This is a genomic window from Streptosporangium sandarakinum (assembly GCF_013409935.1).
Classification (GTDB): Bacteria; Actinomycetota; Actinomycetes; order Streptosporangiales; family Streptosporangiaceae; genus Streptosporangium; species Streptosporangium nondiastaticum.
The window spans coordinates 825,955-837,430 of sequence record NZ_JACCCO010000002.1 but is presented as its reverse complement, the minus strand read 5'-3'; the positions used below and the strand labels follow the sequence as shown (position 1 = coordinate 837,430).

Genomic DNA, 11,476 nt, shown 5'->3' with positions numbered 1-11,476 from the left:
TGTCCGTCCGGCACGGTAGAAACGTGGGGTGACGAGCTTCGACGAGCCGCTGACGAAAGCGCTGGATCCCAAGACCTCCAAGCTGCTGGAGAGCGTTCTCGGCCTGCGCACCGTCGGCGACCTCCTGCGGCACTACCCGCGCCGCTACGCCGAGCGGGGCGAGCTGACCGACCTCGACGACCTGCAGGTCGACGAGCACGTCACCGTGGTGGGCGAGGTGACCAGGCTCATGCGCAGGCCGATGCGCAACAAGGGCGGCACCTGGCTGGAGGTCGAGGTCGTCGACGGCCGCCGCAGCAAGATCTACCTCTCCTTCTTCGGCCGGGCGTCCCACATCGCCGAGACGCGGCTGCGGCCGGGGCGGCGCGGCATGTTCGCCGGCAAGGTCGGCGCGTTCGGCCAGGGCGACAAGCGCAGGTGGCAGCTCTCCCACCCCGAGTTCGAGATGTTCGACGAGACCGAGGCGGACGCCGAGGAGTTCGCCGCGGCGCTGGTGCCGATCTACCCCGCGGGCAAGGACGTGACGCCGTGGGCGATCCGCCGGGCGCTGGGGGTCGTCCTCGACACCCTCGGCCCGCTCGACGACCCGCTCCCGGCCGAGCTGCGCACCCGGCACCGGCTGCCCGGCCTGGCCGAGGCGCTGCTGGCGATCCACCGGCCGCGCGACCACGCCGACGTGTCCCGGGCGCGCAAGCGGCTGAAGTTCGACGAGGCGTTCACGCTGCAGGCCGTGCTGGTGCAGCGCAAGATGGCGGCAGGCTCCTGGCCGGCCACGCCCCGGCCGCCGCGCGGCGACGGGCTGCTGGCCGACTTCGACGCGCGCCTGCCGTTCCAGCTCACCGAGGGGCAGCGGGACGTCGGCGAGGAGATCGCCGAAGACCTCGCCCGGCCCCATCCCATGCACCGGCTGCTGCAGGGCGAGGTCGGCGCGGGCAAGACCGTCGTCGCGCTGCGCGCCATGCTCCAGGTGGTCGACGCCGGCGGGCAGGCCGTGCTGCTGGCCCCCACCGAGGTGCTCGCCCAGCAGCATCACCGCTCGATCACCGCCATGCTCGGCGACCTGGCCACGGGCGGCATGTTCGGCGGCACCTCCGTCGCGCTGCTGACCGGCTCACTGGGCGCCGCGGCCCGCCGCTCGGCCATGCTCGACGCGGCCTCGGGGGCGGCCGGCATCGTGGTCGGCACCCACGCGGTGCTCCAGGAGCGGGTGCAGTTCGCCGATCTGGGCCTGGTGGTGGTGGACGAGCAGCACCGCTTCGGCGTCGAGCAGCGCGACGCGCTGCGCGAGAAGGCCGGCGAGGGGCGCCCGCACGTGCTGGTCATGACCGCCACCCCGATCCCGCGCACGGTCGCCATGACGGTCTTCGGCGACCTCACGGTCTCCACGCTCTCCCAGCTCCCCTCCGGCCGCGCGCCGATCACCACGCACGTGGTGCCCGCGGCCGAGAAGCCGCACTTCCTCGACCGCGCCTGGACGCGGCTGCGCGAGGAGGTCGAGCTGGGCCGGCAGGCGTACATCGTCTGCCCCCGCATCGGCGACCTGGAGGGCGACGAGGGAGACCTGGCCAAGGGCGACGACGAGCGGCGGCCGCCGCTGGCCGTGCTCGACGTGGCCGCGATGCTCTCGGAGGGGCCGCTCTCCGGGCTCCGTACGGCGGTGCTGCACGGCAAGCTGCCCCCGGAGGAGAAGGACGCCGTGATGCGGGCCTTCGCCCGCGGCGAGGTCGACGTCCTGGTGGCGACCACGGTCATCGAGGTGGGCGTGGACGTCCCCAACTCCTCGGTCATGGTGATCATGGACGCCGACCGGTTCGGCGTCTCCCAGCTCCACCAGCTGCGCGGCCGGGTCGGCCGGGGCGGGCTGCCGGGGCTGTGCCTGCTGGTGAGCGACGCCCCGGGCGGCACGCCCGCCCGGCAGCGGCTCGACGCGGTGGCGGCGACCCTCGACGGCTTCGAGCTGTCGCGCGTCGATCTGGAGCAGCGCCGCGAGGGCGACGTGCTCGGCGTGGCCCAGTCGGGGCGCCGGTCGTCGCTGAAGATGCTCCAGCTCCTGCGCGACGAGGAGGTCATCCTCGCCGCCCGCGCGGACGCCGAGGAGATGCTGGCGGCCGACCCCGAGCTGATCGGGCACCCCGTGCTCCGTACGGAGATCGACCGGCTGCTGGCCGACGAGCGCGCCGAGTACCTGGAGAAGGCCTGACGGCGGGCGCGGGACCGCGCGGCCGGTCATGAGAGGCCATGGCGGCGGGGGAGGGGACGTTCCGGACGGCGGCGCGGGACCGGCGGACGCCGGCGCGGGCGGGGCGCCGTACGGCGGAGATCAGAAAAGCCCAACTGCGGGGACGGCCTCCCCCCGAATGCCGTCCCCGCCTGGGCCCACTCTCGGGTCAGGTGCCGAGAGCACCGGCGTGCGGAAGGGCTCACGACCACGCCGGTCGGCCTTCCCCTGGGACTGTCGAAGGCCGCAGGACTCATCATGCAAGGCGCGGGGGCCGGGGGGAACGACCCTTGCGGTTTCGTCGCCGCTCCTTGCCCACTCTTGACCTAGATCACCTGGCGAAACCCTTTTGACCTGCGGTTATGTGATGCGCCGCGACACGCCGGGGTGCGCCGCCGCCCTTCGCCGCCCTCCCGTCGGCGGCCCGTCGCCGACCGTTCCGCCGGCCGTTCCGCCTCCGGTGCGCCCGGTCCGTCGCGGGCGACCGCGGGAGGGCCGGGGGAACGCCCGGGCGGCCGCGCCGGAACGGCTGGGACAATGGGCGGGTGAGCCGAGTGATCGCGGGAAGCGCAGGGGGGCGGCGGCTGGCGGTGCCGCCGGGGCGGGGCACCCGCCCCACGAGCGACCGGGCCAGGGAGGGCATCTTCTCCACCGTGGGCTCGCTGCTCGGCCCGCTGGACGGCGCCAGGGTGCTCGACCTGTACGCCGGGTCCGGCGCGATCGGGCTGGAGGCGCTGTCGCGCGGGGCGGCGCACGCGCTGCTGGTGGAGTCCGACGCCAAGGCGGTCCGGACGATCAGGACGAACATCGCGAGCCTGGGCCTGCCGGGCGCCGAGCTCGCGGCCGACCGGGTCGAGCGGGTGCTGGCCAGAGGTGCCGCGGAGCCGTACGACCTGGTGTTCGCCGACCCGCCGTACGCGGTGACCGACGCGGAGGTGCGGGCCGTGCTGGAGCGGCTGCGCGACCACGGCTGGCTGGCCGGGGACGCGCTGGTGGCGGTGGAGCGGGAGAGCCGGGGCGGGGCCCTTGAGTGGCCTTCCGGGTACGAAGAGGAGAGGGTCCGTCGCTACGGCGAAGCGTCCGTTTGGTACGGTCGCGCCGCCGGGAATCCATAGAGCAGGGGGTTTCACCTTGCGTCGCGTTGTATGCCCGGGATCGTTCGATCCCGTTACCAACGGCCACCTGGACATCATCGGCCGGGCCTCCCGGCAGTACGACGAGGTCGTCGTAGCCGTCCTGATCAACATCGAGAAGAAGAGCCTGTTCACGGTCGAGGAGCGCATCGAGATGCTCCTGTCCGTCACCAAGGAGTACGGCAACGTCCGGGTGGACAAGTTCCACGGCCTGCTGGTCGACTACTGCAGGCAGCAGGAGATCCCGGCGATCGTCAAGGGACTGCGCGCGATCAGCGACTTCGACTACGAGCTGCAGCAGGCCCAGCTCAACTACCGGATGTCGGGGGTGGAGACGCTGTTCATGGCGACCGGCCCGGAGGTGTCGTTCCTGTCGTCCAGCCGCATCAAGGAGATCGTCCGCTACGGCGGGGACGTCAACGGCCTGGTGCCGGAACTGGTCGAACGGCGGCTGGTGGAACGGCTCAGGGGTTAGGCCCTGGTATTCTCTTGTTTTGCCTTGCACGACGGCGGTGATTCGCCATGCCTGATGAGAGCGACATGACTCTGCAGACCCTCGACCCCCGAGCCCCGTGGGTGATCTCCACCCATGATCTGGGGCGGAGGCCGGGGAGTATGCGGCAGATGTCCCTCACCCTTCCGGCACCGGCGAACCTCGGCGTCGAGATGATCGGCATCCCTGTGGGCGCCGACGTCGAGCTGGACATCCGGCTTGAGGCGGTCATGGAAGGCGTGCTCGTCACGGGCACGGCGCAGGCCCCGCTGCGGGGGGAGTGCGCACGGTGCCTGGAAGAGATCACTTCGGAGACCGAAGTGGGCTTCCAGGAGCTGTTCTTCTACTCGGCGGAGGATGCCGCCGAGGACGACTCGCTTCTCGACGGTGAACTGCTCGATCTCGAACCCGTCTTCCGTGACGCGGTGGTGCTGACACTGCCGCTGAGCCCGGTCTGCAGTGAAGACTGCGAGGGGCTCTGCTCGGAGTGCGGGGTCAGGCTGGCGGACGCCGAGCCCGGTCACAAGCACGAGGTGATCGACGCCCGCTGGGCCAAGCTGCAAGGTCTGGTTCCGGAAGATAACAACGATCAGGAGAGCTGACGTGGCTGTCCCCAAGCGCAAGATGTCGCGGAGCAACACTCGCTCCCGCAGGTCGCAGTGGAAGGCCGCCGCGGTCTCGCTCGTGAGCTGCCCCCAGTGCCGCTCGCCGAAGCGTCCGCACGTGGCGTGCCCGTCCTGCGGCACCTACAACCGCCGTCAGGTGATCGAGCCCTCCGCCTGATCGCGTTCTGACTGACGGATGCCGGCCGGGTCCCTTTCGGGCCTGGCCGGCGTCTTACGTTCCATCCGACGCGATGGCGGCTCGCCCGCGGCTGTGGTGGACGCCGGGGTCACGGCGACGTGCACCCTCCCGGCGCCCACCACGTCTTCGGGCACTCCCGTCCTCTCTCGCCATCGCGCGTTCACCGTCGAAGAGCGAGGAGAAGACGTTGGGTGCAAGCGTCAAGCCGATGGCCGTCGAACTGGCCCGTGACGAGCTGGAGCGGGTCCTCGGGGTGCGGCTGGAGGCCGCGCTCCTGGAGCGGGCGCTGACCCACCGCTCCTACGCCTACGAGAACGGCGGGCTGCCGACCAACGAGCGCCTGGAGTTCCTGGGCGACTCGGTGCTGGGCCTGGTGGTCACCGACACCCTCTACCGCAACCACCCCGACCTGCCCGAGGGGCAGCTGGCCAAACTGCGGGCCGCGGTGGTCAACATGCGCGCCCTCGCCGACGTGGCCCGCACGCTGGAGCTCGGCAGGTTCCTGCGCCTGGGCCGGGGCGAGGAGGGCACCGGAGGGCGTGACAAGTCCTCCATCCTCGCCGACACGCTGGAGGCGCTGATCGGCGCGGTGTACGTCGACAAGGGCCTCGGCGAGGCGTTCCGCGTCGTCCACCTGCTGTTCGACCCGCTCATCACGCGCTCGGCGTCGCTGGGCGCCGGGCTCGACTGGAAGACCTCCCTGCAGGAGCTCACCGCCTCCGAGTCGCTCGGCGTGCCGGACTACCACGTCGAGGAGAGCGGCCCCGACCACGCCAAGTCCTTCACCGCCGTGGTCCGCCTCGGCGGGGAGGAGTACGGCTCGGGCTCCGGGCGTTCCAAGAAGGAGGCCGAGCAGCAGGCCGCCGAGGCCGCCTGGAACCGCATCCGCAGCGACCGCGACAAGCGCGAGGCCGACACCGCGTCCTGAGCGGCCCGGACGTACCGGACGTCCCGGACGGGCGCCGCGTCCCCGGATGCGCCTGCCGGGCGCCGCGGGTACCGTGGGCGCCCTGAACGGCCCGGGTACGGCGTCCGCGGACGACGTCCTGAGAGAGGGGGGGACCGGCATGCCCGAGTTGCCGGAGGTGGAGGTCGTACGACGCGGCCTGGAACGCTGGGTGTCCGGCCGGGTCGTCGCCCACGCCGAGGTGCTGCACCCCCGGGCGATCCGCCGCCACGTCCCCGGCGCCGAGGAGTTCGCCTCCCGGCTGGCGGGCCGCACGGTCGGGACGGCCCAGCGGCGGGGCAAGTATCTCTGGCTGCCGCTGGACGGCTCCGACGCGGTCCTGGCCCACCTCGGGATGAGCGGCCAGCTGCTGGTGGTCGAGCCGGACTCGCCCCTGGAGAAGCACCTGCGGATCCGGATCGCCTTCGCCGACGGCGGCCCCGAGCTGCGTTTCGTCGACCAGCGGACCTTCGGGCACGTGCTGGTCACCCCGCTGGCCCGCGCCGCGGGCCGGGACGTCCCCGAGCCGATCGTCCACATCGCGGCCGACCCGTTCGAGGAGCACTTCGACGAGGACGGCTTCGCCCACCGGCTGCGCGCCCGGCGGACCGAGGTCAAGCGGGCGCTGCTCGACCAGTCGCTGATCAGCGGGGTCGGCAACATCTACGCCGACGAGGCGCTGTGGCGGGCCCGGCTGCACGGGTCGCGGCCCACGGCGACGCTGACCCGGCCGAAGATCGCCGAGCTGCTGGACGCGGCCCGCGGGGTGATGTCCGAGGCCCTGGCCGAGGGCGGCACGTCCTTCGACAGCCTGTACGTGAACGTCAACGGCGAGAGCGGCTATTTCGAGCGGGCGCTGAACGTGTACGGCAGGCGCGACGAGCCGTGCGGGCGGTGCGGCGCTCCGATCGTCCGGGAGTCGTTCATGAACCGCTCCTCCTACAGCTGCCCCCGCTGCCAGCCGCGCCCGCGCGGGGTCGCGGCGTGAGCGCCGTCCGGCTGACCGCCTGGGTCAGGGGATACGTCCAGGGCGTGGGTTTCCGCTGGTGGACGCGGTCCCGGGCGCTGGAGCTCGGCCTGGTCGGCTGGGCCAGGAACACCGCCGACGGCCGGGTGGAGGTCGTCGCCGAGGGCCCCCGGGAGCCCTGCGAGGAACTGCTCGCCCTGCTGCGCGGCGGGCGCACGCCGGGGCGGGTTGACGGGGTGGTAGAACGTTGGAGCGAGGCAAAAGGATCATCTGCCGGCTTCGCGGAACGTTAAACCATTTCCCTGATTCGCCAAATTAGGGTATAATCTAATGTCGAGAGTGCCCACGGGTGCATCCACATGGAGCGTTCAGCTTGACCGTCTCCCACACCGGTGCGACTCTTGATAAGAACCACGCGCACCCCTCCCGCGGCAAGAAGTGCGCGAACCAGTCTGGTCACTCAGCGTGGAGGACCCTTAACATGGCGAAGGCTCTACTCGGCCACGTCGGCGGTCCTGACCCTCGGATGGTCTCGGAAATGCGCCGTCTCCAGCAGCGCATCCGTGATCTCGAGGCAGAGCTCACCCGGCTCCAGGCCCAGAACGCCGAACTCACGGGCAACCGTGACGAGGAGTTCACCCGCCTGCAGGATCGTGAGCCGGCTCTCACCTAGAGGCCGGGGCGAACACACATTGTCCAGGGACGCCTCTTGAGGCGTCCCTTGTCATGTCGCGGGCCGCGCGGAACGAAGCGGCCCGCCATGACATCCCCTGTTACGGGCCGCGTCCGACGCGGCCCGTCGCGGCGTTCCCCGCCGCGGATCACGCCCGGCACGGCCCGCCACGGCGTCTCCTTTCCGAGCCGCCTCCGGCGTGCGCCCGTCGTGGCGTTCCTCGTCTCCGGCCGGACGTGCCCCTTCCCCTGAGGAACGGCCCGATCTCCCGCGGGCGGGCACCGCCGAAGAACGGTAGTCTGCCCAGGCGGGAGCGGTGACGTCCCGGGCGGAGAAGCCGGGCCGCCCGCGCGACCGGGGCACCGGCGCCCGTGCCGTGACCCGCGCCGACGCGCGGCACCGGGGCCGACCACCACGCGGGAGGACGGGGGATCTCGTTGTACCTCAAGACCCTCACCCTGCGCGGTTTCAAGTCGTTCGCCTCGGCCACCACCCTGCGCTTCGAGCCGGGCATCACCGCCGTCGTCGGCCCCAACGGCTCCGGCAAGTCCAACGTGGTCGACGCCCTGGCCTGGGTCATGGGCGAGCACAGCGCCAAGTCCCTGCGCGGCGGCAAGATGGAGGACGTCATCTTCGCCGGCACCTCCTCCCGGGCCCCGCTGGGCCGGGCCGAGGTCACGCTCACCATCGACAACACCGACGGCGCGCTGCCCATCGACTACACCGAGGTCACGATCAGCCGCCTGATGTTCCGGGCCGGCCAGAGCGAGTACGCCATCAACGGCGACACCTGCCGCCTGCTCGACATCCAGGAGCTGCTGTCCGACTCCGGCATCGGCCGGGAGATGCACGTCATCGTCGGGCAGGGCCAGCTCGACCAGGTGCTGCACGCCGGCCCGGAGGACCGCCGGGCGTTCATCGAGGAGGCCGCGGGCGTCCTGAAGCACCGCAAGCGCAAGGAGAAGGCGCTGCGGAAGCTGGACGCGATGCAGGCCAACCTCACCCGGGTCCAGGACCTCACCACCGAGCTGCGCCGCCAGCTCAAGCCGCTGGGCCGGCAGGCCGAGATCGCCCGCCGGGCCGCCGTCATCCAGGCGGACCTGCGCGACGCCCGGCTGCGGCTGCTCGCCGACGACGTGCTCACCCTGCGCGCCACGCTGGAGCGGGAGGTCGCCGACGAGGCGGCCGTGCTGGCCCGCCGTACGGCGGTGGAGGCCGAGCTCGCCGAGGGCCAGCAGGCCGAGGCCGAGCTGGAGGCCGCCGAGACCGAGGCCCAGCCGAGGCTGGCCGCCGCCCAGGAGACCTACTTCCGGCTCGCCTCGCTGCGCGACCGGCTGCGCGGCCTGGCCGGGCTGGCCGCCGAGCGCCACCGGCACGCGAGCGACACCGCGGTGGAGCGGCGCGGCCGCGACCCGGAGGACTACGAGCGCGAGGCCGAGGAGGTCCGCGAGCAGGAGCGGGTGCTGGAGGAGCTGCTCGCCGAGGCGCAGGAGACGCTCGCCGCGGCCGTGGCCCGGCGCGCCGAGACCGAGTCGGCGCTGGCGGTCGAGGAGCGCCGGCTGGCCGCCGAGGCCAGGGCCGCCGCCGACCGGCGCGAGGGGCTGGCGGCCCTGCGGGGCCGGGCCGGCGCCGCGCGCAGCCGCGCCGAGGCCGCCGAGGCGGAGATCGGGCGGCTGGAGCGCTCCCTGGAGGAGGCGCTGCGGCGCGCCGAGACCGCCCAGGCCGAGCACGACAGCCAGGAGGGCGCCGACCCCGCCTCCGCCGACCCGGTCCTCGCCGCCCTCGCCGAGGAGCTGGAGATGGCGCTCGCGGCCGTCGAGGAGTCCCGGGACGCCGTCGAGCGGGCCAGGGAGCTGGTGGACGACGCCAAGGCCGCCGTCGCCGGCCCGACCTCCGCCCTGGGCGCGGCCCGGGCCGCCCTCGCCGCGGCGCGCAAGGCCGAGGCGGAGGCGCAGCGGCAGGTCGCCGCGCTGGAGGCCCGCCGCGAGGCGCTGGAGCTGAGCCTGGCCAGGGGGGTGGACGGCGGAGCGGCCCTGCTCGCCGCCGACCTCGCCGGGGTGCTCGGCCCGGTCGCCGCGATGCTCGCCGTACGGCAGGGCGCGGAGGCGGCCGTCGCCGCGGTGCTGGGCGCCGCCGCCGAGGCCGTCGCGGTGGAGTCGCTGCAGAGCGCGGCCGACGCGATCGACTTCCTGCGCGGCCGGGACGGCGGCCGGGCGGACCTGGTCATCGCCGCGGACGGCGACGGCTCCGGAGACGGTCCCGGGGGCGGCTCCCCCCGCGGCCCGGTGCCGGTCGCCGGGACCGAGTGGGCGCTCGACCTGGTCGAGGTCCCCGCCGGCCTGCGCGCCGCCGCCGAGCACCTGCTGGGCGGCGTGCTGGTGGTCGACGACCTCGAGACCGCGCGCAAGGCGGTCGAGCAGTGGCCCGGGCTGCGCGCGGTGACCCGCGCCGGCGACCTGCTGGGCGCGCACGTCGCCCGGGGCGGCTCGGCCGACGGCGGCTCCGCGTTGCAGATGAGGACCGCGCTGGACGAGGCCGCCGCCGACCTGGAGCGGGCCCGGGACCAGGCCGAGCGGGCCGCCGTCGCGCTGGAGGAGGCGGCCGAGGCCGAGGGCGAGGCGCAGCTCGCCGTCGAGGCCGCCCAGGCGCGGGTGGCCGAGACGCAGTCGGGCGTGCAGACCGCCCAGGCGGGGGTCAACGCGGCGCAGGCCGTACTGGACGAGCTGAGGTCCCGCCAGCGCGACGCCGACCAGCGGGCCGCCGCCGCGGCCCGCCGCCTGGCCCAGCTCGACGCCGCGGCCGCCGCCGCCCGCGGCGAGTGCGAGCGGCTGGCCCGGGGCGTGGCGGCGGCCCGCGAGGCCCGCGACCGCGACGCGGCGGGCCTGGCCGAGCTGGAGGAGCGGCTCGCCGCCGCCGAGAGCGCCGAGGAGCTCACCGAGGAGCCCACCACCGAGCTGCGCGACGAGCTGGCCGGGATCTGCGCCGAGGCCCGCCAGGAGGAGATGGAGGCCCGCCTGGCCGTACGGACGGCCGAGGAGCGGGTCAAGGGCATCGCGGGCCGGGCCGAGGAGCTGGAGCGGGCGGCCGAGCAGGAGCGCGAGGAGCGGGCCAGGGCGGCCGAGCTGCGGGAGCGGCGGCGCCGGCAGGCCCGCACGGCCCAGGCGGTCGTCCGGGGCGCCGAGCGGGCGCTCGCCACGCTGGAGGTGTCGCTGACGGCCGCCGCCGCCGAGCGCGACGAGGCCGAGCAGGCGCGCGGGCGGATCGACGCCTCGCTGAAGTCGGTGCGCGTCCGGGTCCGCGAGCTGACGGCGGAGCTGGACAAGCTGGTCAACCGCGCCCACGGCAGCGAGGTGGCCCGGACCGAGCGGCGGCTGCGCCTGGAGCAGCTCCAGACGCGGGCGACGGAGGAGTTCGGCGTCGAGACCGACGTCCTGATCGCCGAGTACGGCCCCGACCAGCCGGTCCCGGCGGCCGACGGCGACCCCGTGCCCTACGTCCGCGAGGAGCAGGAGAAACGGGCGAAGACGGCCGAACGGCAGATGACCCAGCTCGGCAAGGTCAACCCGCTGGCGCTGGAGGAGTTCGCCGCGCTCGAGGAGCGGCACGCGTTCCTGACCTCGCAGCTGGAGGACCTGAAGAAGACCCGCCGCGACCTGCTGCTCGTGGTCAAGGAGGTGGACGAGCGGGTCGAGCAGGTCTTCGCCGCCGCCTACGAGGACGTGGCGCGGGAGTTCGAGCAGATCTTCACCCGGGTCTTCCCCGGAGGTGAGGGCAGGCTGCTGCTGACCGACCCCTCCGACATGCTGACCACCGGCGTCGAGGTCGAGGCCCGGCCGCCCGGCAAGAAGGTCAAGCGGCTGTCGCTGCTGTCGGGCGGCGAGCGGTCGCTGACCGCGGTGGCCTTCCTCGTCGCGATCTTCAAGGCCAGGCCCTCGCCGTTCTACGTGATGGACGAGGTCGAGGCGGCGCTGGACGACACCAACACCCAGCGCCTGCTGACCCTGTTCGAGGAGCTGCGGCAGACCTCCCAGCTCATCGTGATCACCCACCAGAAGCGCACGATGGAGATCGCCGACGCGCTGTACGGCGTGTCGATGCGCGGAGACGGCGTCTCCCACGTCATCAGCCAGCGGCTGCGCGAGCAGGAGGACTGACCCGGCCCGCCCGGCCGCGGACGCGTCCGGCCCGGCCGTACGGGCGCCGGTTCACGGGACGCGGGATTGAACCCCGGATGAGGGGGCA

General features: G+C 73.7%; 10 protein-coding genes. All 10 read left to right on the top strand.

Annotated elements, in window-relative coordinates; genetic code table 11:
* The first annotated feature begins 28 nt into the window (after nt 1–28).
* Entirely contained in the window at nt 29–2,200 is a 2,172-nt protein-coding gene (gene recG / locus HDA43_RS22290; RefSeq protein WP_179824800.1) for an ATP-dependent DNA helicase RecG, read from the top strand.
* A gap of 563 nt (nt 2,201–2,763) precedes the next feature.
* A complete protein-coding gene (gene rsmD / locus HDA43_RS22285) occupies nt 2,764–3,333 on the top strand; it encodes a 16S rRNA (guanine(966)-N(2))-methyltransferase RsmD (RefSeq protein WP_179824798.1) in 570 nt (189 codons plus the stop codon).
* Nucleotides 3,334–3,349: 16 nt separating this feature from the next.
* Entirely contained in the window at nt 3,350–3,826 is a 477-nt protein-coding gene (gene coaD / locus HDA43_RS22280; protein WP_179824796.1) for a pantetheine-phosphate adenylyltransferase, read from the top strand.
* A 65-nt stretch (nt 3,827–3,891) separates the two neighbouring features.
* Nucleotides 3,892–4,446: a YceD family protein gene (locus HDA43_RS22275; RefSeq protein ID WP_179824794.1), complete on the top strand. Its 555-nt coding sequence runs from the start codon at nt 3,892–3,894 to the stop codon at nt 4,444–4,446.
* Nucleotide 4,447: 1 nt separating this feature from the next.
* Entirely contained in the window at nt 4,448–4,627 is a 180-nt protein-coding gene (rpmF, locus tag HDA43_RS22270; protein WP_179824792.1) for a 50S ribosomal protein L32, read from the top strand.
* A 229-nt stretch (nt 4,628–4,856) separates the two neighbouring features.
* Complete coding sequence (gene rnc / locus HDA43_RS22265) at nt 4,857–5,576, top strand: ribonuclease III (RefSeq protein WP_179826338.1); 720 nt, start codon at nt 4,857–4,859, stop codon at nt 5,574–5,576.
* Between the two features lie 139 nt (nt 5,577–5,715).
* A complete protein-coding gene (gene mutM / locus HDA43_RS22260) occupies nt 5,716–6,582 on the top strand; it encodes a bifunctional DNA-formamidopyrimidine glycosylase/DNA-(apurinic or apyrimidinic site) lyase (protein WP_179824790.1) in 867 nt (288 codons plus the stop codon).
* On the top strand, nt 6,579–6,854 hold the full coding sequence (locus HDA43_RS22255; RefSeq protein ID WP_179824788.1) for an acylphosphatase: 276 nt from the start codon (nt 6,579–6,581) through the stop codon (nt 6,852–6,854). Before mutM ends, HDA43_RS22255 begins: the two co-directional genes overlap by 4 nt.
* A gap of 188 nt (nt 6,855–7,042) precedes the next feature.
* Nucleotides 7,043–7,234 (top strand): hypothetical protein, encoded by a 192-nt coding sequence (locus HDA43_RS22250; protein WP_179824786.1) that lies wholly within the window; start codon nt 7,043–7,045, stop codon nt 7,232–7,234.
* A gap of 437 nt (nt 7,235–7,671) precedes the next feature.
* Entirely contained in the window at nt 7,672–11,388 is a 3,717-nt protein-coding gene (gene smc / locus HDA43_RS22245) for a chromosome segregation protein SMC (protein WP_179824783.1), read from the top strand.
* The last annotated feature ends 88 nt before the right edge of the window (nt 11,389–11,476 follow it).

Coding starts and splice junctions, on each gene's coding strand:
- HDA43_RS22275 (WP_179824794.1), top strand. CDS start 3,892: ATGACTCTGCAGACCCTCGACCCCCGAGCCCCGTGGGTGATCTCCACC.
- rnc (WP_179826338.1), top strand. CDS start 4,857: ATGGCCGTCGAACTGGCCCGTGACGAGCTGGAGCGGGTCCTCGGGGTG.
- mutM (WP_179824790.1), top strand. CDS start 5,716: ATGCCCGAGTTGCCGGAGGTGGAGGTCGTACGACGCGGCCTGGAACGC.
- HDA43_RS22250 (WP_179824786.1), top strand. CDS start 7,043: ATGGCGAAGGCTCTACTCGGCCACGTCGGCGGTCCTGACCCTCGGATG.